Origin of the sequence: Pseudomonas urmiensis (assembly GCF_014268815.2) — a bacterium.
Taxonomy (GTDB): domain Bacteria; phylum Pseudomonadota; class Gammaproteobacteria; order Pseudomonadales; family Pseudomonadaceae; genus Aquipseudomonas; species Aquipseudomonas urmiensis.
Genome location: NZ_JABWRE020000001.1, coordinates 5,001 through 31,243, shown reverse-complemented (window position 1 = coordinate 31,243; position 26,243 = coordinate 5,001). Strand labels below are relative to the sequence as shown.

Sequence of the window (26,243 nt, the reverse complement as noted above, 5' to 3'; positions counted from 1 at the left end):
AGATAGCCGGTTGAGCCTCCCCCTGCAAGCGATCTGAAGGCCCGTGCAGCCCCCTCAGCAATCAGCGCATCAGTTGGCCTTGCCGAACACCTTGGCCAGATGCGCCTCGTAGGCTGCCATGGTCGCCGGCACATCGGGACGTTTCATCACATCCACTGCCAGGAAGGTCGGCAGGCCGGTCATGCCGAGGAACTGGTTGGCCTTGTGGAACGGGAAGTACACCGCATCCACGCCCTTGCCTTCGAAGAAGTCGCTCGGATCGTCAAAAGCCTGCTGCGGAGCGTTCCAGGTGACCGAGAGCATGTACTGCTTGCCGTGGATCAGACCACCACTGCCGTACTTTTGCGAAGCATCGGAGCGGGTGCGGCCATCACTGGCGTACAGGCTGCCGTGACCTGCGGTGAACACCTCATCGATGTACTGCTTGACGGTAAACGGCGCGCCCATCCACCAGCCTGGCATCTGATAGATCACCACATCGGCCCACAGGTACTTCTCGACTTCTTCCTGGATGTCATAGCCGCCATCGATGAAGGTCTGCTTGACGTCGTAACCGGCGCGGTCCAGGTAGGCCAGCGCCAGGTCGTGCAGGGTTTCGTTCAGACGGCCATCGGAATGGGCAAAGCGTTTACCGCCATTGAGCAGGAGAATCTTTTTCATGGTGGGCCTCTAAATGTGTCTGGCTCGATCCGGGGACCGAATGGGATGACGGCAGATTAGAGGCTCGCGAGCGGGGGAAACAGCAGGGGCGGAGCAAAATACATTTGCCTGCAATTCACAAATTGAACTCTGATTGTTGCTTTAAAATCGGCGTACCACTTCCTTCAGAGGCCCAACCCATGAGTGAGCAATACGCCTTTATCCTCAAAGCCAAGACCCGCCCAGAGAAGGCCGAAGCCTTCGAGCAACTGTTCCGTGGCTATGTCGAACCGAGCCGCCAGGAGCCTGGTTGCATCGAGTACCACATGCTGCGTGACCAGCAAGACCCGAGCCTGTTCGTGTTCTTCGAGGTGTGGGCCGACAAGGCTGCGCTGGATGTGCACTCGGCCCTGCCGCACATGCAGCAGTTCTTCGCCCAGCGCATGGACTACCTGGAGCGCGACTTCGATATCCAAATGATCGAAATGCTCAGCCCGTCGTCGGCTAGCCGTTAACCAGCAGATGCCCGCCCAGCACTGACAGGCCAATGAAAAAACAGCGCCTGAATAGCTGGGCGCTGATCCGCTGGCGCAGCCACTGGCCAGCGAACATACCCAGCAAGGCGGGCGCCAGCATCACCAGCGAAGCGCCCAACGCCTGCCCACCCAGGGCATCCTGTCCGCTCAGGCCCACTGCCAGGGCGAGGGTCGAGACGCTGAACGACAGGCCCAGGGCCTGGATCATTTCTTCTCGCGACAAGCCCAGGCCTTGCAGATACGGTACTGCGGGCATGACGAAGACGCCGGTGGCGGCCGTCAGCACACCGGTCAGCAACCCACACAATGGCCCCAGCCAGCGCTCACGTGGCGCTGCGATGCGAAAGCCCGGCCCTACCAGGCCATACAGCGCATACACCAGTAGCGCCCCACCCAAGGCATGCGCCGCCCACGGCCCACTGTTTATGCCCAACCAGACACTGCCCAGCAGCGTGCCCAGCACGATCATCAGCAGCATGCCCGCCAGCCGCCGTGATAGCGCCCGCAGGTGCCCGCCGGTTGCCAGCTGCCAGAGATTGGTCAAGGTCGACGGCACGATCAACAGCGCCGCAGCCTGCGCCGGCGGCATAGCCAGACCCAAAAGGCCCATGGCGACCGTTGGCAGGCCAAGGCCGATCACGCCCTTCACCGTACCAGCCAGAAGAAAAGTCACCAGCACCAGTAGCGACAGTGCCGGGCCTATGTCGTTGTAGAACGCGAGCAAAGTATCCATGGGCGAATACTGCCGCGGCGGCCAGTGCCTGAAAATCTGCCATATACTCAGCCAGGCTCTTGCCAGGACAGAGGCACATGCATTTCGATCTGACTGACCTCAAGCTGTTCCAGCACACCTTGGAGTGCGGCAATATCACCGCTGGCGCGCAGCGCAGCCACCTGTCGCTGCCTGCGGCCAGCGCGCGCATTCGAGCGATGGAGGCGTCGCTCGGTATCGCGCTGCTGGAGCGCAACCGCCGTGGCGTGCAAGCGACCCCAGCGGGCCAGGCCTTGTTCCAGCATGCGCGGCTGATCGCCCAGCAGGTCGAGCGCCTGCAGTACGACCTGGCGCAATACGCTCACGGCCAGCAAGGCCAGGTGCGCCTGCTGTGCAATACCGCAGCGCTCACCGAGTACCTGCCCGAACTGCTCGCCGCCTACCTGGTGGACTGCCCCGCTGTCAGTGTCGACGTCCAGGAGCTGCCTAGCCTGCGCATCGTCCAGGCGATCACTCAGGGCATGGCCGAGCTGGGTATCATCTCCACCGCCGCGCCCTGCGCGCATCTGCAAACCCGCCCTTTTCGCGACGACCCGCTGGTGTTGATCATGCCACTCGGACATCCCCTGGCCGAGCAGCACGCCCCCAGCTTCAGCGACAGCCTCGCCCACGGCTATGTGGCCCTTGGCAGCCAAAGCGCGTTGGCCTTGCACCTGGAGGAGCAGGCCCTGCGTCAGGGCCTGCGCATGCAGGTACGCGTCCGCGCCGAGGGCTTCGACGGGGTCATTCGCATGGTCGCTGGGGGCGCAGGGGTGAGCGTGGTACCGCTGGCTTCGGTGCGCCGCTGGGAGGCCGTATTGCCACTTCGCTGGGTGGCGCTAGGCGAAGATTGGGCCAATCGCCGGTTGCAGCTGTGCGCGCGAGATTTCGCTGCCTTACCGGGGTTTGCCACAAAGCTGGTTGAACGCCTGGTGAAGCGGTAAGCAGCGTTGCAATCGTTGCAAATCAATGGGCCAGTGCCAGCTCGCGCAATGCGGCCGAAGCCAAAAAGCCAGAACGTGAAGCATAGCGATGATCACGTTTTACTTTCTCATCAATACGCTGCAAGAGGTTTTCCGGCAACGTGGCGTTAAACCGTACAGCCCTACCGAGATACGGTGTGACATCGAAATCCACTACCGCCCACACCCCGCCGGCATAATCTGGATTTGCGACATGTACATCGATTTCCTGCGCTTGCGGCAATGCCTCCCCATCGGCCACCAGCCCTTCAAAATGCAGTGCGAGGGCCTCCTGAACATTCTCCAGCGCTTGTGCAACGCTCGCACCTGCTGAAAAACAGCCAGGTACATCGGGCACGATCACACCGTAGTCCGACTCAACGTCTTTGTGCATCACAACCGGAAATTTCATTGCGCCTCTCCGTAAATTTTCGAGCCTGCAGACCTTGGGCCTGCCCCTACTTCAAACCTGCTTGTTTCAAGATGCTGTGCACTGTGCCTTTGGGTAGCTCACTTTTAGGATGGGGAACCGTAACCCTGCCTCGCTTCACGGGGTGTCTGAATTGATGATGACTGCCCTTCACCTCGACCTGATACCACCCGTGCGCCTCAATAAGTTCGATCACATCCCTACTGCGCATTGATTCTTCCTTGGGCAGTTAGTGTGTATGGTACACACCTAAATTAACAAGAACAAAGCGCAGTACACACCATGCATACTCAAGACGACGAGCGGCGGGCTCGGCATTACGCATAGATCTATACCTCAGGGCTTGTAAGAAAAATCAAACTTGCTGTTAATAGGCCGATTTCTCACAATCCCTACTGCTTCGTCTTCGATGAGCACCCCGAAAAGGAATTTCAAGTGCCCTCCATCTATCAACTAAAACCGCGCTTTCAGGCCTTGCTGCGCCCTTCGGTGCAGCGCCTGTACGAGCGCGGCGTCACTGCCAACCAGGTCACCGTCTGTGCTGCAGTGGTTTCAGTGTTGCTGGGCGTGCTGTTGGCCTGGCTCGCGCACGTCACCTGGTTATTCGTCCTGATTCCGCTATGGATGCTGCTGCGCATGGCACTGAACGCCGTGGACGGCATGCTCGCCCGTGAGTTCGGCCAGCAATCCAAGCTCGGCGCCTACCTCAACGAGCTCAGCGACGTGATCGCCGATGCCGCCCTGTACCTGCCCTTCGCGCTGTTGGCTGGCGTGTCGCCAACCCTGGTGGTGCTGGTGGTGATCAGCGCGCTGATCTGCGAATACGCCGGGGTGATGGGGCCGCTGGCCGGCGCTTCGCGGCGCTATGACGGGCCGATGGGCAAGAGCGATCGGGCGTTTGCCTTCGGCGTTTTGGGTGCTGGGGTGGCCTTCGGCCTGCTCAGCCCGACCTGGATCAACGGCCTGCTGCTGGTCATTGCGCTGCTGTCGCTCTATACCCTCTACAACCGGGTACGTCGCGGGTTGGCTGAAGCCCGCTGAGCCCCCTCGCTGCCCTCATTGCTGCCGGACAAGGATTTTCGCCATGCGCCAAGCGCAATCGCTGCACTTCACTACCCATGACGGCGTCGAGCTGCATTACCGTTACTGGCCCGCCACGCGTAACGAGCATCAGCCACGACGCGCCGTGGTGATGTTCCATCGCGGCCACGAACACGGTGGGCGCCTGGCCCACCTGGTCGATGAGCTGGACATGCCGGGCTACGACTTCTTCGCCTGGGACGCCCGTGGCCATGGCCAGTCGCCCGGGGCGCGTGGCGACAGCCCGGGCTTTGCCTGCAGCGTGCGCGACGTGCAGACCTTCATCGAGCATATTCACGCCAGCCACGGCATCGAAGAGCAAGACATGGTGGTGCTGGCGCAGAGTGTCGGGGCAGTCCTGATCGCCACCTGGGCCCACGACTACGCACCCAAGGTCCGCTGCCTGGTGCTCGCCTCGCCAGCGTTCAAGGTCAAGCTCTACGTGCCCTTCGCCCGGCCTGGCCTGAAACTGCTGAAAGCGCTGCGCGGCAACTTCTTCGTCAACAGCTACGTCAAGCCACGCCTGCTCACCCACGACCCGGAGCGAGTCGCCTCGTATGTGGCCGACCCACTGATCAGCCGGCCGATCTCAGTGACCATGCTGCTGGGTCTCTATGAGGCGGCCGACCGCGTGGTGGCCGACGCCCAGGCGATCCAGCTACCGACCCAGCTGCTGGTCTCCGGCGCTGATCTGGTGGTTGAGCGCAAGCCTCAAGAGCTGTTCTTCCAACGCCTGGGCAGCGCGCGTAAAGAGCTGCATGTGCTGCCCGGCTTTTTCCATGACACCCTCGGCGAGCGGGATCGCGCCCATGCCCTGGCGCGGATCAGCCGCTTCGTCGAGCACTGCTTTGCCTCGCCAGTGGCGGCGCCCTCGTTGCTCGATGCCGACAAGACCGGCGCCAGCTGCGCCGAAGCCGAAAGCCTGGCGGCGCCATTGCCGCGCAACTCGCCTCGCGATCTGTACTGGCGCGCCACCCGCGCTGGCCTGCGTCTAGGTCAGGGCTTGTCCGAAGGGGTGAAGCTGGGTTTCGACACAGGCTTCGACTCCGGCAGCACGCTTGATTACGTCTACCGCAACCAAGCCACCGGCAAGGGCAAGCTCGGCGAACTGATCGATCGTAACTACCTCGATGCCATCGGCTGGCGTGGCATTCGCCAACGCAAGCTGCATGTCGAAGAGCTGCTGCGCCAAGCCATCGGCCACCTGCATGAACAGGGTAAGCCGGTGAACATCGTCGACATCGCCGCCGGCCATGGTCGCTACATCCTCGAAGCCCTGCAGGAGCTGGAGCAACTGCCAGACTCGATCCTGCTGCGTGACTACAGCAAGCTGAATGTCGAGCAAGGCACGGCATTGATCGCCGAAAAAGGCCTCGGCGAGATTGCTCGTTTTGTCCAGGGCGATGCCTTCGACCGCCAGAGCCTGGCGGCGCTCGACCCTCGCCCGACGTTGGCGGTGGTGTCCGGGCTGTATGAGCTGTTCGCCAGCAACCAGCTAGTTGGCAACTCCCTGTCAGGCCTGGCCGATGCGGTCGAGCCGGGCGGTTATCTGGTCTACACCGGGCAACCCTGGCACCCGCAACTGGAGATGATCGCCCGCGCCCTGACCAGCCACCGAGGCGGCCAGGCGTGGGTGATGCGCCGGCGCAGCCAGGCGGAGATGGACCAATTGGTGGCGGCGGCAGGTTTTCGCAAGATCACCCAGCGCATCGATGAGTGGGGCATCTTCAGTGTCAGCCTGGCGCAGCGGGTCAATGGATGAGTCGTGAGCCTGGGCTGATCCGCCGTGGCGTGTTGTGGCTGTTGCTGCTCGGCCCGTTTTTCTTCCTCAGCTATGGCCTGGCCAACACCTACACCGCAAGCCGAGACGATGTCGGCAGCCTGGTGTTCGCCTGGGAAACGCAGATGCCATTGTGGCCGTGGACGATCATTCCCTATTGGTCGATCGACCTGCTTTACGGGCTGTCGTTTTTGTTGCCGCGCAGTCGCCGCGAAATGGACCGGCATGCCCTGGCGCTGCTCACCGCGCAGCTGATCTGCGTCGCGAGTTTCCTGCTCTGGCCGCTGCGTTTCACCTTCGAGCGTCCGGAGTTGGGCGGCCTGTTTGGCTGGCTGTTCGATGTGCTGATGGGCTTCGACAAACCCTTCAACCAAGCGCCCTCGTTGCACATCGCGCTGCTGGTGATCATCTGGACGATGTTTGCCCGGCATGTACGCCATCCTATCGGGCGCATCGTGCTGCATGGCTGGATGGGGCTGATCGGGGTATCGGTGCTGACTACCTGGCAGCACCACTTCATCGACTTACCCACAGGGGCATTGGTTGGTGTTCTATGCGTCTGGTTGTGGCCCGGCGAGGGCAGATTACCGCTGCGGCAAGCCCGCCTTGCAGGCGATCGCAAACGCTGGCGGCTGGCCTTGCGCTATGCCCTGGGCGCGGCGCTGTGCGCTTGGCCAGGGTTGGCGATGGGCGGTGCTTGGCTGTGGTTGCTATGGCCGGCCGTATCGCTGTTGCTGGTGGCCTTGAACTACGCGCTGCTGGGTGCTGACGGATTTCAGAAAGGCGCCGATGGGCGGCTGTCGGTAGCAGCGGGTTGGTTGCTGGCGCCCTATCTGTTGGGGGCGTGGCTCAACTGCAGGCTGTGGACTCGGCGCCATCCGCAGGCCGATGAGGTGTGTGACGGGGTTTACCTGGGGCGCATTCCGGGGCGGGGTGAGGCCAATGAGTTTGTAGCGATTGTGGATCTGTGTGCAGAGCTACCCTGCAGAGCTGTAGTTGCCTGTGCCGGCCCCTTCGCGGGCAAGCCCGCTCCCACAGAGATCTCGGTGGATGCGGCGGCCCCTGTGGGAGCGCGCTTGCCCGCGAAGGTACCGGCACAGGCAACAACGACCTCTCAGCCGAGCTACAAGAGCTTGCCTACCCTGGATTTGGTCATCCCCGACGCCGCCCTTCTGCGAAAGGCCGCCGAGACCATCGAGCAGCTCCATCATCGGGGCCCCGTACTGGTCTGCTGCGCCTTGGGCTATTCACGCAGCGCCAGCGCCGTGGCCGCCTGGTTACTGCACAGCGGCCGCTGCGCGGATATCAGCGAGGCTGAAGCGCGCATCCGCCAGGCCCGCCCAGGCGTGGTGTTGCACCCCGGCCATCGCTTGGCGTTGCAACAGCTAGGAGCCCAAGCATGAACCTGCATCTGGTCGCCACCCTGCTCGCCCGCGGTCAGCAGTTGGAGCGCGTCGCTGACGGCATCAGCCTGCTGGCCTTGGCCTATGCCCTGGCGCCGCTGCTGGGGCTGGCGTTGCCGGCACTGGCCAGTGCGCTGTGCATCCTGCTGGTTTGCCTGGGCCTGCTGCACAAGTACTGGGCGATCCGTGTAGCACTGGACGCCGAGCTATTCGCTTACCTCGCCAACAGCACCGACCTGACGACGGCCACCCAACAACTCGACCGCGCCCTGTTCGACCTCAACTTGAAAGCTAACGCCAGCGACCCGCGCGACTGGCCCAGTCGCAGCCAGGCCGCGCTCGCCCTGTTGCGCCGTCAGGCGCTGTGCCTGGGCCTGCAGGTCGCGCTAGTACTGACTACCCTGCTGACACTCCCATTTATCGGATAAGAACCGTGCCATGCTCGCCGCCCTGACTGCCTTTGCCATCACCTCCGCCGCCCGCCTGATCACGGGCGCCCGCGCCCTGTGGCTGGGCTGCACACCACAACCGGTGCAGCGCCTGTACTTCGCCAACCACAGCAGCCATGGCGACTTCGTCCTGCTGTGGGCTTCGCTGCCAGCCCCTTTGCGCCAGCGAACCCGGCCGGTGGCTGGCGCCGACTACTGGGCCAAGCCTGGGCTGCGCGATTTCGTCATTCGCAAGGTGTTCAATGGCGTGCTGATCGATCGCCAGCAGAGCGAGCCGCACGACAATCCCTTGCAGCCGGTGCTGGACGCCCTGGCCGCCGGTGATTCGCTGATCTTCTTCCCCGAGGGCACGCGCAACCTCACTGATGAGCCGTTGCTGCCGTTCAAAAGCGGCCTGTTCCACCTCGCCGCTGGCAATCCGAGTATCGAACTGGTGCCGGTGTGGATCGCCAACCTCAACCGAGTCATGCCCAAGGGCCGCGCCCTGCCGCTGCCACTGTTGTGCACCCTGAGCTTTGGCGAGCCACTGCACCTGGACGCCGCTGAAGGCAAGCACGCATTTCTCGAGCGGGCCCGCCAGGCTCTGCTGAACCTGGCCCCCAAGGAAGCCTGAGATGGACCACAACACCTATGCCCTGTTCGCCGGTATCGGCGCCCTGCTGCTGCTCGCCAGCGTCATCGGCCGCCTGCTCAAGTGGCGCGCGGGCCCGGCGCCGCACGCAGTCATCGACAACCTCAACGCGCGGATCAACGCCTGGTGGGTGATGGTGCTGGTGATCGGCATCGCCTTCCTGTTCGGCAAGTACGGCGTCATCGTGCTGTTCTACTGCGTGTCGTTCTATGCGCTGCGCGAGTTCATGACCCTGACCCCGACCCGACGCGGCGACTACCCGGCCTTGGTGGCGGCGTTCTACGTGGCACTGCCGGTGCAGTACCTGCTGATCGCGATGGACTGGTATGGGCTGTTCAGCATTTTCATTCCGGTCTATCTGTTCCTGTTCCTGCCGATCCTGGCCAGCTTCGGCGGTGATACCACGCGCTTTCTCGAGCGCGCCTCGAAGGTGCAGTGGGGCCTGATGATCGCGGTCTATTGCTTGTCCTCGGTGCCTGCGCTGTTGACCCTGGATATTCCCGGTTTCGAGGGCCGCAACCTGCTGCTAATCGCCTGGCTGATCCTGGTGGTGCAGATCAGCGACGTGCTGCAGTACGTGTGCGGCAAATTGTTCGGCAAGCGCAAGGTGGCGCCCAACCTGTCGCCGTCCAAGACCCTCGAAGGCCTGCTCGGCGGCGTGGCCCTGGCCACCCTGGTCGGCGCGGCGCTGTGCTGGATCACCCCGTTCAGCTTCTGGCAGGCGGCGCTGATGGCACTGACGGTCAATGCCATGGGTTTCTTCGGCGGCCTGGTGATGTCGGCGATCAAGCGTGATCGCGGGGTCAAAGACTGGGGCCACATGATCGAAGGCCATGGCGGCATGCTCGACCGGATGGATTCAGTGTGCTTCGCAGCGCCGGTGTTCTTTCACTTCGTGCGCTACTGGTGGGCCTGATCAGCCGGGCATAGCGCGACCAGGCAGGTGGACGTCGAGCCCAGGCAACTGGGCCGAGGTCGATAGCCCTATGGTGATGAGTCTTCGAACCCACCAACAGGAAACCTGCCATGTCCGATTTCATCACCGTCCTGCGCGAAACCTGCCCGACTCCGGTGGTCGACGCCACCAAGTGGAAGCGCATTGGCGGCGATCCGCACACCGTCAACCTCAACGCCTACCTGTCGGCTGACGGCAGCAAGATCATGGGCACCTGGATCTGCACCCCAGGCAAGTTCGAGGTCAATTACGACAAATGGGAGTTCTGCCACTTCCTCGACGGCTACTGCATCATCACCCCCGAAGGTGAAGAGCCAAAGCACCTGAAAGCGGGTGATGTCTTTGTCATCGAACCCGGGATGAAGGGCACCTGGGAAGTGGTCGAGACGGTACGCAAATACTTCGTCTTCGCCTGATTAGCGCTCCCAAGCTGCTCAACCAAGCGAAAAAAATCGCAGCTCAAACGCCCCTCCCCCAGGTGCGCAGTTACAGGGGGAGAGTCGTTCGAGCCGCGATCAAGATGAAGCCCACCTCGTTGCTCAGTCTTTCTTGCGATAACCCTCGACGATGGCCGAGAAGTCTTTGCCGCCTTCACCGCGCAGGCTCATGGCCTGATACAGCTGCTGTGCCACCGCACCGAGAATTACCGGCTGGTGCGCCTGACGCGCCGCCTCGGTGGCCAGCCCCAGGTCCTTGAGCATCAACTCAGCGCCAAAGCCGCCGGTATAGCCACGGGCCGCCGGGGCACTGTCGATCACCCCCGGCCACGGGTTATAGGTATCCGAACTCCAGCAACGCCCAGTCGAGCTGTTGATGATGCCGGCCAGCACCTTGGTATCGATCCCCAGCGCGTTGCCCAAGGCCATGGCCTCGGACACGCCGATCATCGAGATGCCCAGCAGCAGGTTGTTGCAGATCTTGGCGATCTGCCCGGTACCCACCTCGCCGCAATGGACGATATTGCGCCCCATCTGCTTGAGCACCGGCTCCAGCGTGGCGAACAGCTCGGCACTGGCGCCGACCATGAAGGTCAGGGTGCCTGCTGCTGCGCCACCGGTGCCGCCTGATACCGGCGCATCGCCCATGTCCACGCCCTTGGCGGCGGCCGCCTTGGAAACATCACGCGCGGTCTGCGGATCGATGGTGCTGCAATCGACTGTCGGCGTGCCCGGTTTTACCCCGGCCAATACCCCGTCTTCGTTCAAATACACGCTGCGCACATGGGCGGCAGCCGGGAGCATGGTGATGACCAGCTCGCTGGCGGCGGCAGCGTCCTTGGGCGAGGCGCTGATCTGCCCGCCCAGTTCGGCAAGCTCAGCCAGCACGGTCTTGTTCAAATCGAACAGGTTCAGCTGATGGCCGGCCTTGATCAGGTTGCGCGCCATAGGCGCGCCCATGTTGCCCAGACCGATGAATGCAATGCGCATGGGGGCCTCCTTAGCGCAGGCTGATGGTGGTGTTCACGCCGTCGTTGACGCTGTCGTCGTCGAACCAGCGTGCGGTGACCGTCTTGGTCTGCGTGTAGAACTGCACCACCTGCTTGCCGTACGGGCCGAGGTCGCCGAGCTTGGAGCCACGCGATCCGGTGAAGCTGAAGTACGGCACGGGCACCGGAATCGGGATGTTGATACCGACCTGGCCGATGTCGATCTCGCTCTGGAATTTGCGCGCCGCAGCGCCGCTCTGGGTGAACAGGCCAGTGCCATTGCCGAACGGGTTGGCGTTGACCAGGGCGATAGCCTCATCGAGGGTATCGACCTCCAGGGTCACCAGCACCGGGCCAAAGATTTCCTGGGTGTAGACCTGCATGTCGGTAGTCACCCCGGAGAACAGGGTTGGGCCGACGAAGTTGCCTTGTTCATAGCCCGGCACCGTCACGCCGCGGCCGTCCAGCTCAAGCTTGGCGCCTTCCTGGATGCCGCTCTCGATCAGGCCCAGCACACGCTCCTTGGCGCGCTTGGAAACCACCGGACCGACATCGGTGCCCGGCTCGCAACCGGCGTTGACCTTGAGCTGGCTCGCCGCAGCCTTGATGTCTGGCAGCCATTCACGGGCCTTGCCGACCAGCACGGCCACCGAGGTTGCCATGCAGCGCTGGCCGGCAGCGCCAAAGGCAGCTCCCACCAGGGCGTTGACAGTTTGCGTGCGGTTGGCGTCAGGCAATACCACGGCGTGGTTCTTGGCGCCCATCATCGATTGCACGCGCTTGCCGTGCTGGCTGCCCAGGTTGTACACGTGGGTGCCGACTTCGGTGGAGCCGACGAACGAGATCGCCTTGATGTCCTTGTGCGTGCAGATCGCATCGACCACCTGCTTGCCGCCATGCACCACGTTCAGCACACCAGCAGGAACGCCAGCCTCCAGCGCCAGCTCGACCAGCAGCATGGTCGACAGCGGGTCCTGCTCGGACGGCTTGAGGACGAAGGTGTTGCCACACACGATAGCCATCGGGAACATCCACAGCGGAATCATCGCCGGGAAGTTGAATGGCGTAATACCGGCGCATACACCGATCGGCTGGCGCAAGGTGTAGGTATCGACGCCGCCTGCGACGTTCTCGGCGAACTCGCCCATTTGCAGGGTGCCGATGGACGCGGCGTGCTCGACCACTTCCAGGCCACGGAAGATATCGCCCTCAGCGTCAGCCAGGGTCTTGCCCTGCTCGGCGCTGAGGGTTTGGGCGATGCGCTTGGTGTGTTCGCGGATCAGCGCTTGCAGCTTGAGCATGATGCGCATGCGTGCGCCGATCGGGGTGTCGCGCCAGCTGACGAAAGCGCGCTGGGCAGCGGCTACGGCGGCGTCGACTTCCTCCACGGTGGCGAACGGCACACGCGCCAGCACTTGCTGGGTGGCCGGGTTGACGATATCGCGCCACTCGCTGGTTTTAGATTCGACCCATTGCCCGTCGATCAGCAGTTTGACCTGCTCGACTGTGGCCTGGGTGGGGGTTTGAGGTGCGTTCATCTGCGCTCTCCTTGGAATTATTGTGGGACGAGATCGCCAACGCGAGGTGGCGTCTAGGCGCTGATTTCGAGTATAGATGTGCAAACATCCAACAAGAACGCACAAAAAAACCGGATCATCATGCAAAAAGACCTCACCTCCCTCGGGTCGCTGAACTGGGACGACCTGAAGTTCTTTCTTGAAGTGGCGCGCACCCGCAAGGCCAGCAGCGCGGCCAAACGCTTGAGCGTCGACTACACCACGGTGTCGCGACGGATCAGCTCGCTGGAGGGCGCGTTGGGCACCTTGCTGTTCGAAAAGTCGCGGACCAACGGCTTCGTCCTGACGGCCGAGGGCCAGCGCTTGCTGGGCTATGCCGAGTCGATCGAAAGCACGCTGCACATGGCGTGCGAGCAGGTGTCAGGGTCGGGCGTGGCGTTGTCCGGGCATGTGCGCATGGGCTGCACCGAGGGCTTCGGCAGCTTTTTCGTCACCCCGCAGCTGAGCCACTTCGTCGATGCGTGGCCGGCGATCTCGGTGGATATCCTGCCGCTGCCGCACTTCATCAGCCTGTCCAAGCGCGAGGCGGACATTGTCATCGCCCTGGAGCGGCCCGAGCATGGGCCATACGTGTGCTGCAAGTTGTGTGACTACCGCTTGCGGCTCTATGCAACGCAGGACTACCTCGACAGCCACGAGCCGATCCGCCAAGTCAGCGACCTGGCCGCTCATCCGTTCATCAGCTACGTCGACGATCTGGCCTTCAGCTCGGAGCTGTTGTACCTGGCCAACTTGATCCCCAACGCCCATGCGCATTTGCGCAGCACCAGTGTCATTGCCCAATACACGGCGGCGCTGCAAGGGCGTGGGCTGGCGATTCTGCCGTGCTTCCTGGCGGCGCAGGATCCGCGTTTGATTACCGTTTTGCCTGGGGAAGTGGACATTACCCGGCAGTTTTGGATGTATTGCCGGGAGGATCTGCGCAAGCTCAAGCGCATTACCTTGCTGTGGGATTACATCCGCGAAGTGACCGAGGCGAATGCGCCGTTGTTGATGGGCGATACGCGTGAAATGCGTTTTGCTCGCGAGTGAATATTCCACTGCCTTGCACTTAAGATTCTGGGGCTGCTTCGCAGCCCTTCGCTTCGGTTAGGCGCCCCGAAGGGCCGCAAAGCGGGCCCCAATGATTTAAGCGACAACTTGACTCAATCAGACGCCACCACGATCGACACCCGCCGGTTCTCGGTCCGCCCACTGCTGGTGCTGTTATCCGCCACCGGCTGGCTACTCCCCATACCCCGGGTCTGGATGTTCTGTGGCTGCATGCCGATGCCCACCAAAGCCTTGGCCACGCTCTGCGCACGGCGCTCGGACAGTTGCTGGTTGTAGGCGGCCTTACCCGATGCATCGGTGTGACCGTCAACGCGCACGCGCTGGATATCAACGCTCAACAAGGCCTTGCCAATGCGTTCGACGATGTCCTGACTCTGGCTATTGAGGCTGTCCAGGTCACTGCCGAACAGCACCTTGCCAGACAGATCGAACGCCCAGCCCTCCTCGGTCGGGGCGAACCCCTCGCGCTTGAGCACGGCCACCTGCTCGGCCGTCAGGCCCTGAGGCACGCTCTGGCAACCCCCCAGGGTCAATAGCGCCAGCAGCATGGCCAGCAAAGGAAAACGCAGTTGGGAAAACGGGTGAATCACGGCTAGCTCCTTTTTTTCACGTCAAGCGCCACGTTCCGTATGCGCCACTTGCCAATGGCCACGGCGCTTGCGCTTGGCCTGGTACATCGCCGCGTCAGCGGCGTTGAGTAGACTGGCCGGGTCTTGGCCATCGTCCGGGTAGTAGGCGATGCCTACGCTGAGCGAGGTGGTGAGGCTGTCGCCATCGTCGAGTTGAATTGGCAGCTTCATGCTGGTGACGATTTTTTCCGCGATGCGCTCGGCATCTTCGCGCGAGTGCAGCGGGGTCAGCAGTACCGCGAACTCATCGCCACCGAGCCGTGCGACCAGGTCGTGCTCGCGCAGTTGCGCGCGGATGCGGTTGGCCACACTGATCAGCACTTCATCGCCCACCGCGTGGCCGAGGCTGTCGTTGATCTGCTTGAAGTGATCGCTGTCGAGGAACAGCAGCGCCAGATGCTCCTGCTCCCGGGCCGCGTTGCGCAGGCTGCGACTGACCCGGCCTTCGAAGAAGGCGCGGTTGGGCAGGCCGGTCAAGCTGTCGTGGCTGGCCAGATGAGCCAAGGTCTCGTTCTCGCTCTGCAGATGGCTCTGCCAGGTTTCCAGCTCGTCGAGCAAGGCGTTGAAGTCGTTGCCCAGCTCGTTCAGCTCAGCAATCTGCGCCTCGGGGACGCGCCGGTCGAAGCTGCGCTCGCGACGTGCGGCATGGGCCACGCTAGCCAGGCTGCGCAACGGGCGGATGATGTCGCCCAGCAAGCGCCGCGACAGGTAGCTGGCAACCAGTGCGCTGAGCATGGTGCACAGCACCACCCCGGCCAGACCACTGAGCAGGAAACGCAGCAGGCTGCGGCCCTGGCCGATCAACTCGATATGCCCGACCTTTTGCTGCTGATGCATGATCGGCAGATTGATCGGCTGCTCGAGCAAGGTGCTGGCGACCATGGCTTCAAGCGGCGCGAGCACGCCGTCATCCTCACGCTGCCAGTGGGCCAACTCCTCACCGTCGTTGTTGAACACCTTGGCATCGGCGACCTCTTCGGTGCCGGCGATCGTCACTAGGGCCTCGTTGGCTGCAGCGCGGTCATCGAACACCACTGCGGCTTCCACCGTGTAATTGATCGAGCGGGCGATCAGGTGCAGGTTGTGGTCGGCATAGACGCGCAGAGCCAAGACGCCTAGCAAGGTTACCGAAACGCCCGCCAGACCTACCGCCAACAGTGCGGCGCTTAGATGCCCACGACCGAGCACGGCGCGCAGGGTCGGGCGGATAACCCGCTTGGCTGAGGCGATCATGGCTGCGCCGCTCGCCGACGGGACAGCTGCAACACGCTGGGGTGGATGCGCACGCCGCTACGCGCTACCGAGTCCAGGTTCACCTCGAAGGTCACCTGACGGTCACCCACCCGCAGGCAGAACAAGCTGCCGACCGTGCACGGGTCATCGGCCTCGCTGATGCTAAGTACCGGTTGGCCGCTGAGGGCCTGAAACAGATGATCGCGCTCGCCCTGATCGAGCTTGCCGATATACACCGCATCGCAAGCCCCGGCGATGCGCCGGTCGTTGGCCAACAGGCGGCGGACTTGCAGGGGCTGGCCAGAGTTCTGCACGTTGCCCTTGATCAGGTCGTCGGCGTATTCGGTAGGCCCCACCAGGCACAATCGCAACGGCACAGGCTCTGTCGGCCAACGGGCATAGCTGAGAATACCCAGCACCACCTGGGTAACAGCCTTGGCCCGTTGTTGCACCTGGGCGGTGGTCGCGCCAGTGTCTGCCTGGCTGGGGCTGGCGAAAAGCATCAAGGCCGCCAGCAGCAGCGATAAGGCACAGCCAGTCACTCGACCCCAGGGCGAGACAGCCACCATCATGTGGGAAAACTCTCAAAATAAGGTCAGATAATGCCGCAAAGATAGCATATCGCCGCCAGGCAGCGTGTACGTCCGTCCCAACCCCAGCGCCTCAGACCTGTTCCAGCATCAGCCCGGAAATCCGCCGCACCTTGCGCTTGACCGCCTCCTCAAAGATACCTGCGCGTGGCTCGATCAGGCTGAAACAGTGTTTGGCCCGGGTAATGCCGGTATACACCAGCTCTTTGGTCAGCACCGGATTGAGCGCATCGGGCAGCACCAACGCGGTGTGGCTGAACTCCGAGCCCTGCGACTTGTGCACCGTCATGGCAAACACCGTTTCCACTTCATTGAGCCGGCTGGGCAGGACGAAACGCACACCGCCACTGCCATCGTTACGCGGGAAGGCTACGCGCAGCAGCGATACGCCCTGCTCGTCAGGCAGGCGCAGGGCGATGCCGATATCGCCGTTCATCAGCCCCAAGCCATAGTCGTTGCGGGTGACCAATACCGGACGGCCTTCGTACCAGGGCTGTTGGCTGTCGATCAGCCCGGCGTTGTGCAGCACTCGGCTCACGCGCTCGTTCAACCCTTGCACCCCCCAAGGCCCCTTGCGCACTGCGCAAAGCAGCTGGAAGTCTTCAAAGCTTTGCAGGACCTGGCTTGCCCACACCTCCCAACGAGGATCCGTGAGCGGCGTGCCGGGTTGCGGCCGCTGGCGGCCAATGGTGCGCAGGTAATGGCGATAGCCTTGTGGCCCGTCGTTGCCCAGGCCGTCGAGCAGTAGCCGGTCGAACCGGCGGTCATGCTCGCCCTGCAGTGAAAGACCATGGACATCGGCAGGTGTGTGCGTCAGCAACTCGCGCGCCTCTTGTGCCTGCTGGCGATTGACCAGGCGTGCCAGCTGGCCGATACCACTGCCTTCGCCAAAACGCCGCGAGTGACGCAGCATCACCACCTGCTGGGCCAGCGGGTTGCGCTGGGCATCGCCGGTCTTGAGGCCGCTAGCGCCCAGCGCCTGGCCACCGACCTGCTCCAGCCAGGCCTGGGTCGCCGATGAGTAACAGCCGTCCTCGGCATCCCGGCATAGATCACCGAGTACCGCCCCGGCTTCCACCGAGGCTAATTGGTCCTTGTCCCCCAGCAGCACCAAGCGTGCCTTGGGCGGCAGAGCGTCAAGCAGCACCGCCATCATTTCCAGGTCGATCATCGACGCTTCATCGATCACCAGCACATCCAGCGGCAACGGGTTGGCCGCATGGTGGCGAAAGTGCCGCGAGCCGGGGCGACTCCCCAGCAGGCGGTGAACGGTACTGACGTCGGTAGGGATCTGCGCACGAATCTCAGCGCTCACCTGCAAGCGCTCGACCTGCTGGCCAATCGATTCGGTCAGACGCGCCGCAGCCTTGCCCGTGGGCGCAGCCAGGCGAATCCGCAGGGGCCGGCCCTGCTCCACCGCAGGGGCTTGCAGCAGCGCCAGCAGGCGCACCACGGTAGTGGTCTTGCCGGTGCCTGGGCCGCCGGTGATGATGCTGAACGCGGCGCGGGTCGCCAAGGCGCAGGCCAGTTTCTGCCAGTCCACCTGGCCGGCCGGCGCGCCACCTTCGAACAGCTGGGCAAGACGCGCCGGCAGATCCGCCGGAATCGACTCATCCGCCGCCAACCGCTGGCGTAGCGCATCGTCGATCTGGCGCTCATAACTCCAGTAGCGCCGCAGATACAGGCGCAGGCCGCTGAGCACCAAAGGTCGCGAGCTCTGATCGGGCGTGTTACCGGCAGCGACCAGTGAACTGGCCGCGATGCGTTGGCGCCAGGTGTCTTGATCAAGGTTGGCCAGCAGTTGCGAGGGCAGCAGCAGCGGCCCCGTCAGGGCGTCACCTTCTGGCGGCAGGGACAAGGCGAAATCCGGTTCGGCCAGGGTTTGCGCCAGATCCAGGCAGACATGCCCGTGCCCCAGTTGATGGCTGGCCAAGGCCGCCGCCAGCAACAGCAGCGGATCGCTGCCAGGTGCCCGCTCTTCGAGAAAACCCACGAAGGCCCGGTCCAGTGCACGCAGCCAACCGCGCTCAACCCAACGGTCGAGCAGGATCAGCAGATCCTTGCTGTCCCTCAGCGGCGTCAGGGCCGCCAGTTGCTCAGCTTCCAGCGGCGTTGGCAATAGGTCGTCGAGACGTCGGCTCATGGCGCGGCTCCGGCAAACAGGTCCTGCTGTTCAGGCGCAAGGGCGCCGCGGAACAATGCGTCGAGGGATTCGATCAGCTCACGCGGCGGCTTGGCGAAATACAGGCCATGACCTGCGCGGTTGGCGCCGCGCAGGAAGATGAACAAGGCACCGCCAACATCGCGGTCGTAATCGTAATCGGGCAGGCGCGCGCGTAATTGCCGGTGCAGGGCGAGTAAATAGAGCACGTACTGCAGGTCGTAGCGGTGTTCGAGGATCGCCTGTTCCATCGCCAGCGCGTTGTAAGACTGGGTATCCGGGCCGAGCCAGTTGGACTTGTAGTCGGTCACGTAATAGCGGCCGTCCAGCTCGAACGCCAGGTCGATGAAGCCCTTGAACATGCCATTGAGCTGGGACGCCTGCGCCGCTGGCCGAGCGGCGCCAGCGTGGGTGTGACGGGTCACCAGCTGGTCAAGGCGCAGCACATCGACCTGATGGCTGGCGAACCAGAACTCCATCTCGATCTGGTACTGCCGCAACTGCGCGAGGGTCAGCTGCGCGCCTGGCGCCTGTAAAGGCAGCGGCTCGTTGAGCATGTGCCCAAGCCATTGGCTCAAGGCGGGGATCCAGCCGGTCCAGTCACGCCGATTGCAGCGCTGGCCAACCGTGCGCTCGATCAATTCGGGGTTGGCGCTGATTTCGGCAAAGCCTTCGCGCCCAGCCCACTCCAACAGCCCATGGAGGAAGGTGCCTGGGCCTGGGCCACGGGGGAAGCGATGAATGTCGCCGCTCTCGGCAGGAATTTCACGCAACTGTTGGGCATCGACTCGCTCATCATCCATCAACTGCTGGGCTTGCGAGCTGTCGGCGCCCAGGGTCTGGTCGCCGACGCGCAGGGCGCTGTAGGAGGCAATCCACCAGTTCTCTGCGGCAGACCGACGCGGCTTGCGTGCGGGCATCAATTCGCGGGCGTCGTCAGGGAGCAAATAGCGCACCTCATCCGGCGCGGGCACGCTGGCGCAGGCGATATGGGTACTGCCCGCTTGCAAGGCGTGTAGCCAGTCCGTGAGCTGCGGCGAGGCGGCCAGGGGCTGACCGCCGCCAAGCAGATAGCCCAGGGCCGAACGATGCAGCTGCGAGTGCTTCTGGTTGCCACGCTTGAGGTCGGCGACGCCGAGCCAGCAGGCATGCTGGGCGCGGGTCAGGGCGACGTAGAGCAGGCGCAGGTCTTCAGCCAGGCGCTCATCGTCGGCGCGGGCGATCTGCTGCTCATCAGGGGTCAGCGTCAGGTGGGCATTGCCCTGTTCGTCGTGCCAGGTCAGCGGCAGGCGCTGGCCATCGACTGGCTTGCTGGTGCAGATGAACGGTAGGTAGACCAACGGATATTCAAGGCCCTTGGACTTGTGGATGGTCACCACCTTGACCAGCTGTTCGTCGCTTTCCAGACGCAGGATTTGCTCTTCGCCGGCCTGACCAGCACCGGCCAGGTTCTCCGCAAGATGACGAATCAGTGCCTGCTCGCCATCCAGCTCGCCAGCGGCTTGTTGCAGCAGCTCGGCCAGGTGCAGCAGGTTGGTCAGCACCCGCTCGCCATCACTGCGGGCGATCAGCGTGCGTGGCAGTTTGAAGTCGTGCAGCAAGCGGCGCAGCATCGGCAGCACGCCCTGGCGTTGCCAGGTCTCGCGGTACAGGCGAAAACGCATGACCCAGTCTTCCCAGATCCGCTCGTCCTGGTTCAGGCGCTCAAGCTCGGCCAGCGACTGGTCGAGGGTCAGGCTCGCCAGCGCAGCCTTGAGCAAGCGCTCTGAGTCCGGCTCGGCGCAGGCCTTCAGCCAGGCCAGCAGGTCATGGGCCTCCTGGGCGGCGAACACCGAGTCCTTGTCCGACAGGTACACGCTACGCACATCGCGGGCAGCCAGCTCGCTGCGGATCAACTGCGCCTCGCGGCCATCACGCACGAGGATGGCGATGTCCGAAGGCAGGCAGGGCCGCAGCAGGCCGTCAGCGTTGCTGAAACCGGTTACGCCGCGTTGTCCGCCATTGAGCAGGGCGACGATCTGGCTGGCGCAGCTGGCGGCCAACTGTTGCCGGTACAGGGTGCTGGACACCGGCTCTTCGCTTTCCAGCCGCCAGCAGTGCAAGGCAGCGGTCGGTTGGCCCTCGATCAGCAACCGCTCGCCGCGTCCCTTGGCGTTCACTTCAATGAAAGGCAAGGGGTTGTCCTGCCCCTCGCGGAACAGGAACGCACCGCGTCCTTGCTCACGTGCCTCCGCCTGGAGGAACACGCGGTTGACCGCGCCGACCATGGCCTGGCTGGAGCGGAAGTTGGTATCCAGGCTGTGCAGCCGGCCTGCGGTGGCGCGCCGGGCAGCGAGGTAGGTGAAGATGTCGGCACCGCGGAAGGCGTAGATCGCCTGTTTGGGGTCGCCGATCATGAACAAGCCGGTTTCCGTGCGATTCTCGCTGATCCGGTAGATGCGCTCGAAGATGCCGTACTGGACCGGATCGGTGTCCTGGAATTCGTCAATCATCGCCACCGGGAACTGCTCGCGGATCAATCCGGCCAGGCGTTCGCCAGCCTCTTGCCCAAGGGCGTGCTGCAGACGCAGGAGCATGTCGTCGAAGCCCATTTCAGCGCGGCGGCGCTTTTCCACTTCGAAACGTGCAGATACCCAGTTGGCAGCATGCTCGAGCAAGCGTACATCGGGGCTAGGCAGCGCCTGTAGCTGCTGAGGCAGGCTTTGCATGGCGTGCAGCGCTGGGTGCTGCGGCGGCTCGCCAACCTTCCAGGCCTCGGCCATACCCGCCGGGGTGAGACGGGTGAAGCCCGTGCCCAGGTCCAGTTCCAGCGCCTGCTCATCAGTGGCCCAGCTGCGCAGCTTGTCAAACCAGGGCTCGAAGAAACGCGCCTGCATTTTGCGGCCATCGACCTGCTTGGCTGCCACGGCATCGCGGCAGATCTGCTGCAACTGCTCGGCCCACTCTGCCCACGGCGCCTTCAGTTGGCTAAGCTGCTCGCTGCGCTGTTGCAGGGTGGCCTCGATCAACGCCTGCGGCTCGACCTCTTCCTGCTCGGCTGTAGCACGGGCGAACAGCGGGCGGATGCGCGGCAACAACGCATCGGGGCTGATCCAGTGAGCGCGGACCCAGGCCAGGGCTTCGCCACGCATGCTGTAGCAGTAGCGGCGCCAGTAATCACGCATGACCTGGCCGAGCAGTTCGCTGTGATCGGTTTCCAGGCTTTGGGTAAACAGGCTGCCGCTGTCGAAGGCATGCTCTCGAAGCATGCGCTGGCACCAGCCGTGAATGGTCGACACCGCCGCCTCGTCCATCCACTGCACGGCCACCTCCAGGCGACTGGCACAGCGTGGCCAAAGCGCTTCGGGATAGTCGTCGCGCAGTAGCTGCAGCAGTGGATCGGCGTCGGCCAGCTCGCCACGGAAGAAGCGCGCAGCTTCTGCCAGGCGGGTGCGGATACGCTCGCGCAACTCTTTGGTGGCGGCGTCGGTGAAGGTCACTACGAGGATCTGCGGCGGCAACAGTTCGCGGCCAAAGCCCTGCTCGTCGCCATGCCCGAGGATCAGGCGCAGGTACAGCGCCGAGATAGTGAAGGTTTTACCGGTACCGGCGCTGGCTTCGATCAGTTGGCTGCCATGCAGCGGAAAGCTCAAGGCCAAAGGGCGGGCCTGGGTCATGCGGCACTCTCCGGATTGCCCAGGGTCTGCCAGGGCGCGGCGAACAGGGGGCGGTACAGGGCTTCACACCAGCCTTCGAATGTTTCATCAGCCGTAAGCGCGGCAAAGTCGCGAAACTGCCGGGCCAGGGCCAGGCTTTCGCTGCGCTCGCCAAAGCTGTTCTGGCCGTCGCCTTCGTAGGCGCGGGCAGCGGCAGCCAAGGCTTTGTCGGCATCATCCTGGGCCAGCCAAGCGAATGCGGTCTTGGCCGCCACTGGCAGCGGCGCGTTCATTGCGGCTTGGCGCGAGATCAGCAGATCGCCCAGCAGATCGGCGGCCTGTGCCTGTGGTAGCGGCTCAAGCAGCAGGGTCAGGTCACTGGCAACCAGGGCGCTGTGCAGCGGGTAGCCGGCGGCGCAGGCCGCCAGGTGCATCACCCAGGTGGGGATCAGGCGATGTCGCTTGAGGTTGTTGCGCCCTGCACTGATGGTGTTGGGCACGGTGGTGATGCTCAACAAGCTCTGGTCATCGGCCTGATAAACCCGGCCCAGCCAGCCCTGGAGGCGATCGCTACCGCGTTCGAAGTGAATCGGCAGGGCGCCCTCGACCAGGGTCGGCCAGCGCTGCAGCAGTTGCCGATGGCGTTGCAGCAGGTCCGGCAGCGGCTGAATCAGCTCGGCCTGGAGGATCTCGCCAAACCCCGCCAGTGGCAGCAGGCCACATGCCTGTAGGCGACGCGCCTGGGTGTGCAAGGCGCGTTCGGCGTTGTCTGGATCGGCCAGCGCTGCGCCCAGCAATGTCTCGCTAAGGCCGTATCGCTGTAGCGCATCGAGGACGAAAGGCTCTTCGTCCGGAGTCGGCGCTTCAAGTGCCTCGAAGAACACCTTCAAGCGTTGACTGAAGAAATGCCGAACCGGGTGGCGCAAGAAGTCCTGCAGTTGCACCAGGTTCAGTGGCTCGTCACTCACATACGGCGGCAATGGTTGATCAGCCGGAAGCGGCGAGTCGTCGGTCTGGTGCAATACCTGCCACTCATGGGCATAACTGAACAGCGGGCTGCCCTTCTGGAAATAGCGCTGGCTGAAGGGCTGCAAGGGGTGCTCCTGGGTCAGCGCGTGCAGCAGTTGCTGGCCAGGGTCGTCACGCAGCCCTTGCTTGGCTCCGGCCAGTCGCCATCCTGCTGCGAGGTGATCCCGCAACTGGCCAATCAGCACCGATGCCGGACGCTCACTGTTGTCGCGGATGCTGCGACCGACCCAGCTGACGTACAACTGGTCCCGGGCCGAGAGCAGTGCTTCGAGCAGCAGGTAGCGGTCATCCTCGCGCCGCGAACGGTCACCTGGGCGATAGTCGCTGGCCATCAGGTCGAAGTCCAGGGGTTGCTGGGCGCGCGGATAATCGCCGTCGTTCATGCCCAGCAGACAGACCACCCGGAAGGGGATCGCGCGCATGGGCATCAGGGTGCAGAAGTTCACCGAGCCCGCAAGAAAGCGCTGCGACAGCTTGCCCTGATCCAGGCCGGACAACCAGGCTTCGCGCACCACCGTCAGCGGCAAGGGGTCTTGCAGGCCGACGGTGTCGCAGGTTTGCAGCCAGGTGTCTTGCAGGTCTTGCAGCTGCACCAGAAGAAACTCGTCGTGTTCGTTTTCAGCCAGGAAGAACACCTGCAGCAAGGCGTTCAGGCGCTCGCCCCACTGCGCTGCGGTGGCGGGTTGCGACAATGCCAGGCAGGCCACATCGAGGGCATCGAGCAAGGCTACTAGCGGGCCGATCAAGGCTGCGTCCAGGCCGCCAATTTCGTCATAAGGTTCGATGCCATCACAGCCCTCGCCCACCCCAACGGCGTAGCCAAGCAGCATGCGTCGCAGGCCGAAGCGCCAACTGTTCTGCTCCAGGCCTTGCGGCAAACCAAGGGTAGCGCGCTGTTCGGCATTCAGGCCCCAGCGGATACCGGCGCCCTCGATCCAGCGGTGCAGGGTTGGCAAATCGCTTTCCTGGATGGCGAAGCGAGCACGTAGCGCAGGAACATCGAGCAGGTCGAGGACTTCACTCACCGCGAAGCGGCTTTCCGGCAACTTGAGCAAGTGCTCCAGGGCAATCAGCAGTGGGTCGCGACCGCGCTGGCCCTGGTCGGTCAGGGTGAAGGGGATATAGCGCGGATCATGGCGATCCAACTGGCCAAACACCGCGCGGATGTGGGGGGCATAGTCATCGATCGCTGGCAGCATGACGATAACGTCGCGCGGGCGCAGGGTTGGGTCGGCGCTGAAACGGGCTAGCAATTGGTCATGAAGGATTTCAACTTCACGCTGGGCACTGTGCGCGACGTGGAAGCGTATCGAGCGATCCTTGCCGGGATCGACTGGCGGCCACACGTCGCGGGTCTCGGCCAAAGGCCGCAACTCAAGGATGTCATCCTGCAGCTGGTTGAGCAGGTTGGTCGGCTGGCCCTCGCTGAACAGGTCGATACGACCGTCGCTGAACACCCCTTGGTAGCTGGCGGGGTCGTCATAGCTGTCGAGCAAGTTGATGTAGTCACGGCCCTGCTTACCCCAGGCGGCCAGCAGTGGATGGGCATGCTGGTGCAGCGAGTCGTCGTCCAATTGCAGCGGCATGCCCTGCTTGCGTTGTTGACGCTTGTACTGGTGCCGAAGCAGATCTTTGTCGGCAACGATATCGGCCCAATGGTGGCGACAGGGGTTATGCACGCATAACAGCACCTGGCTGAAACGGGCCAGGCCAGCAAGGGCTTCGAGGGCTTGCGCGGGCAAGGAAGAGATGCCGAATACGATCGCTCTGCCGGGGAGACCGCTGGGCGCTTGCGCCAGGCTGTGCATGCGCTCGATAAAGCGTTGGTGCACCCCGGCACGGCTCTGGGCCATGCCTTCCAGGCCGACATCTTCGAGTAATGCGCGCCACAACTCGGCCTGCCAGCGATTACCGGGAGCCAAAGGCTTGCGCTCGCCGCGAGCGCTGTTAAGCACATGCTCACCGCCAGCCCAGTCCTTGAGCCAGTCGGCGCGGTAGACCTGGTATTGGTCGAACAGATCGGCCAATCGCTCGGCCAGCTGATAGCGCTTGCGCAGGTCGCTGTCGTCGGTCAGAAAGCGTCGCAGCGGTTCGAAATGCGGGCGCTCGATCAACTCGGGGAGCAGGCGCATCAGCCGCCAGGTCAGCGGCGCCTTGTCGAGCAAGGACACTTCTGGGATTTCATCACGGCCCAGGACCTTGCGGTACAGCTGCCACATGAAGCTACCCGGCAATTGCACATCGATGGCAGCGGCAATGCCACAGCCACCTTGGTCGTCGTCCTGTGGGTCTTCGGCCAGGGCCAGCTTGAGCCATTGGGCGATGCCATTGCTCTGTACCAAGGCGACTTCGTTCTCCAGGGGCGCGAGCGGGTAACGACGCATCCAGCTCACAACCAGGCTACGCAGGTCATCCAGGCGGTTGCCGTGAACGATCATGAAGCCGGGGTGCAAGGGGGTATTTGCCATTGGGCACTCTCTGGAGGGCAGTCGGTCCTGGGGAGGAACCATATCATGGGGATGGGCTGCGAACTGAAACCCACACAGCCACATTTCTTTTCAGCCAGAAAGACAAAACCCCTACCTGCTCGCGCAGATAGGGGTTTTGCGAAATGAATCTTGACGATGACCTACTCTCACATGGGGAAACCCCACACTACCATCGGCGATGCATCGTTTCACTGCTGAGTTCGGGATGGGATCAGGTGGTTCCAATGCTCTATGGTCGTCAAGAAATTCTGTAGCCAGAATGTCCAGATGGACAGCCCAGCGAATTCGGATATGCGATAGTTGTGAGTACGAACTTTCGGGTCTTTCGTCTTCACCACCGCAATTCGCGCTAGCAAATTGCTTGGGTGTTATATGGTCAAGCCTCACGGGCAATTAGTATTGGTTAGCTCAACGCCTCACAGCGCTTACACACCCAACCTATCAACGTCGTAGTCTTCGACGGCCCTTTAGGGGATTCAAGATCCCAGTGAGATCTCATCTTGAGGCAAGTTTCCCGCTTAGATGCTTTCAGCGGTTATCTCTTCCGAACATAGCTACCCGGCAATGCCACTGGCGTGACAACCGGAACACCAGAGGTTCGTCCACTCCGGTCCTCTCGTACTAGGAGCAGCCCCTCTCAAATCTCAAACGTCCACGGCAGATAGGGACCGAACTGTCTCACGACGTTCTAAACCCAGCTCGCGTACCACTTTAAATGGCGAACAGCCATACCCTTGGGACCGGCTTCAGCCCCAGGATGTGATGAGCCGACATCGAGGTGCCAAACACCGCCGTCGATATGAAC

At 63.1% G+C, this 26,243-nt stretch carries 22 protein-coding genes and 2 rRNA genes (1 of these 24 only partly in view); 10 read left to right on the top strand and 14 right to left on the bottom strand.

What is annotated here, in order from left to right; genetic code table 11:
- Window positions 1-69: 69 nt before the first annotated feature.
- Complete coding sequence (gene mdaB / locus HU737_RS00135; protein WP_186554273.1) at window positions 70-660, bottom strand: NADPH:quinone oxidoreductase MdaB; 591 nt, start codon at window positions 658-660, stop codon at window positions 70-72.
- A gap of 179 nt (window positions 661-839) precedes the next feature.
- On the opposite strand from mdaB, the gene HU737_RS00130 reads away from it, so the two are divergent.
- Window positions 840-1,154, top strand: a complete 315-nt coding sequence (locus HU737_RS00130; RefSeq protein ID WP_186554274.1) for a putative quinol monooxygenase — start codon at window positions 840-842, stop codon at window positions 1,152-1,154.
- On the opposite strand, the gene HU737_RS00125 is transcribed toward HU737_RS00130, so the two are convergent.
- Window positions 1,144-1,908, bottom strand: coding sequence for a sulfite exporter TauE/SafE family protein (locus tag HU737_RS00125; protein WP_186554275.1), 765 nt, complete (start codon window positions 1,906-1,908; stop codon window positions 1,144-1,146). The genes HU737_RS00130 and HU737_RS00125 overlap by 11 nt on opposite strands.
- Before the next feature lie 77 nt (window positions 1,909-1,985).
- Here HU737_RS00125 and HU737_RS00120 point away from each other — a divergent pair, with 77 nt between their 5' ends.
- Window positions 1,986-2,870 carry a LysR substrate-binding domain-containing protein gene (locus HU737_RS00120; RefSeq protein WP_186554276.1) on the top strand — a complete coding sequence of 295 codons (885 nt, stop codon included), beginning with the start codon at window positions 1,986-1,988 and terminating at the stop codon, window positions 2,868-2,870.
- Between the two features lie 22 nt (window positions 2,871-2,892).
- On the opposite strand, the gene HU737_RS00115 is transcribed toward HU737_RS00120, so the two are convergent.
- Window positions 2,893-3,300, bottom strand: a complete 408-nt coding sequence (locus HU737_RS00115) for a type II toxin-antitoxin system HicB family antitoxin (protein WP_186554277.1) — start codon at window positions 3,298-3,300, stop codon at window positions 2,893-2,895.
- Between the two features lie 46 nt (window positions 3,301-3,346).
- Window positions 3,347-3,529 carry a type II toxin-antitoxin system HicA family toxin gene (locus tag HU737_RS00110; RefSeq protein ID WP_186554278.1) on the bottom strand — a complete coding sequence of 61 codons (183 nt, stop codon included), beginning with the start codon at window positions 3,527-3,529 and terminating at the stop codon, window positions 3,347-3,349.
- Between the two features lie 224 nt (window positions 3,530-3,753).
- Here HU737_RS00110 and HU737_RS00105 point away from each other — a divergent pair, with 224 nt between their 5' ends.
- The 7 genes from HU737_RS00105 (at window position 3,754) to HU737_RS00075 (ending at window position 10,032) form a co-directional block, all read left to right on the top strand.
- On the top strand, window positions 3,754-4,359 hold the full coding sequence (locus tag HU737_RS00105; RefSeq protein WP_186554279.1) for a CDP-alcohol phosphatidyltransferase family protein: 606 nt from the start codon (window positions 3,754-3,756) through the stop codon (window positions 4,357-4,359).
- 43 nt (window positions 4,360-4,402) lie between these two features.
- Window positions 4,403-6,160: a bifunctional alpha/beta hydrolase/class I SAM-dependent methyltransferase gene (locus HU737_RS00100; protein WP_186554280.1), complete on the top strand. Its 1,758-nt coding sequence runs from the start codon at window positions 4,403-4,405 to the stop codon at window positions 6,158-6,160.
- A complete protein-coding gene (locus HU737_RS00095; RefSeq protein WP_186554281.1) occupies window positions 6,157-7,581 on the top strand; it encodes a dual specificity protein phosphatase family protein in 1,425 nt (474 codons plus the stop codon). Before HU737_RS00100 ends, HU737_RS00095 begins: the two co-directional genes overlap by 4 nt.
- Complete coding sequence (locus HU737_RS00090) at window positions 7,578-8,009, top strand: hypothetical protein (protein WP_186554282.1); 432 nt, start codon at window positions 7,578-7,580, stop codon at window positions 8,007-8,009. The genes HU737_RS00095 and HU737_RS00090 overlap by 4 nt, the downstream gene beginning before the upstream one ends.
- 10 nt (window positions 8,010-8,019) lie before the next feature.
- On the top strand, window positions 8,020-8,643 hold the full coding sequence (locus HU737_RS00085; RefSeq protein ID WP_186554283.1) for a lysophospholipid acyltransferase family protein: 624 nt from the start codon (window positions 8,020-8,022) through the stop codon (window positions 8,641-8,643).
- A 1-nt stretch (window position 8,644) separates the two neighbouring features.
- On the top strand, window positions 8,645-9,577 hold the full coding sequence (locus HU737_RS00080; protein WP_186554284.1) for a phosphatidate cytidylyltransferase: 933 nt from the start codon (window positions 8,645-8,647) through the stop codon (window positions 9,575-9,577).
- 110 nt (window positions 9,578-9,687) lie between these two features.
- Entirely contained in the window at window positions 9,688-10,032 is a 345-nt protein-coding gene (locus HU737_RS00075; protein WP_003251579.1) for a cupin domain-containing protein, read from the top strand.
- A gap of 123 nt (window positions 10,033-10,155) precedes the next feature.
- Here the strand turns inward: HU737_RS00075 and mmsB are convergent, their stop codons facing one another.
- Both mmsB and HU737_RS00065 read right to left on the bottom strand, forming a co-directional pair.
- The gene (gene mmsB, locus HU737_RS00070) at window positions 10,156-11,043 is read right to left on the bottom strand and encodes a 3-hydroxyisobutyrate dehydrogenase (protein ID WP_186554285.1); all 888 of its coding nucleotides are present in this window, start codon (window positions 11,041-11,043) and stop codon (window positions 10,156-10,158) included.
- A 10-nt stretch (window positions 11,044-11,053) separates the two neighbouring features.
- Window positions 11,054-12,580 carry a CoA-acylating methylmalonate-semialdehyde dehydrogenase gene (locus HU737_RS00065; protein WP_186554286.1) on the bottom strand — a complete coding sequence of 509 codons (1,527 nt, stop codon included), beginning with the start codon at window positions 12,578-12,580 and terminating at the stop codon, window positions 11,054-11,056.
- Between the two features lie 120 nt (window positions 12,581-12,700).
- On the opposite strand from HU737_RS00065, the gene HU737_RS00060 reads away from it, so the two are divergent.
- Window positions 12,701-13,651 carry a LysR family transcriptional regulator gene (locus HU737_RS00060; protein ID WP_186554287.1) on the top strand — a complete coding sequence of 317 codons (951 nt, stop codon included), beginning with the start codon at window positions 12,701-12,703 and terminating at the stop codon, window positions 13,649-13,651.
- A gap of 113 nt (window positions 13,652-13,764) precedes the next feature.
- Here the strand turns inward: HU737_RS00060 and yfiB are convergent, their stop codons facing one another.
- The 8 genes from yfiB to HU737_RS00020 all read right to left on the bottom strand — a co-directional run.
- Window positions 13,765-14,259: an outer membrane lipoprotein YfiB gene (gene yfiB, locus HU737_RS00055; protein ID WP_496198505.1), complete on the bottom strand. Its 495-nt coding sequence runs from the start codon at window positions 14,257-14,259 to the stop codon at window positions 13,765-13,767.
- 24 nt (window positions 14,260-14,283) lie between these two features.
- Window positions 14,284-15,534, bottom strand: coding sequence for a diguanylate cyclase DgcN/YfiN (gene dgcN / locus HU737_RS00050; RefSeq protein ID WP_186554288.1), 1,251 nt, complete (start codon window positions 15,532-15,534; stop codon window positions 14,284-14,286).
- Complete coding sequence (gene yfiR, locus HU737_RS00045; RefSeq protein ID WP_186554289.1) at window positions 15,531-16,106, bottom strand: regulatory sequestration protein YfiR; 576 nt, start codon at window positions 16,104-16,106, stop codon at window positions 15,531-15,533. The genes dgcN and yfiR overlap by 4 nt, the downstream gene beginning before the upstream one ends.
- A 91-nt stretch (window positions 16,107-16,197) precedes the next feature.
- Window positions 16,198-18,267 (bottom strand): exodeoxyribonuclease V subunit alpha, encoded by a 2,070-nt coding sequence (gene recD / locus HU737_RS00040; protein WP_186554290.1) that lies wholly within the window; start codon window positions 18,265-18,267, stop codon window positions 16,198-16,200.
- On the bottom strand, window positions 18,264-21,941 hold the full coding sequence (gene recB, locus HU737_RS00035; protein ID WP_186554291.1) for an exodeoxyribonuclease V subunit beta: 3,678 nt from the start codon (window positions 21,939-21,941) through the stop codon (window positions 18,264-18,266). Before recB ends, recD begins: the two co-directional genes overlap by 4 nt.
- The gene (recC, locus tag HU737_RS00030) at window positions 21,938-25,417 is read right to left on the bottom strand and encodes an exodeoxyribonuclease V subunit gamma (RefSeq protein ID WP_186554292.1); all 3,480 of its coding nucleotides are present in this window, start codon (window positions 25,415-25,417) and stop codon (window positions 21,938-21,940) included. The genes recB and recC overlap by 4 nt, the downstream gene beginning before the upstream one ends.
- A gap of 148 nt (window positions 25,418-25,565) precedes the next feature.
- Window positions 25,566-25,681: ribosomal RNA gene (gene rrf, locus HU737_RS00025) — 5S ribosomal RNA — on the bottom strand.
- Window positions 25,682-25,810: 129 nt separating this feature from the next.
- Window positions 25,811-26,243, bottom strand: a 23S ribosomal RNA gene (locus HU737_RS00020) (it continues 2,460 nt past the right edge of the window).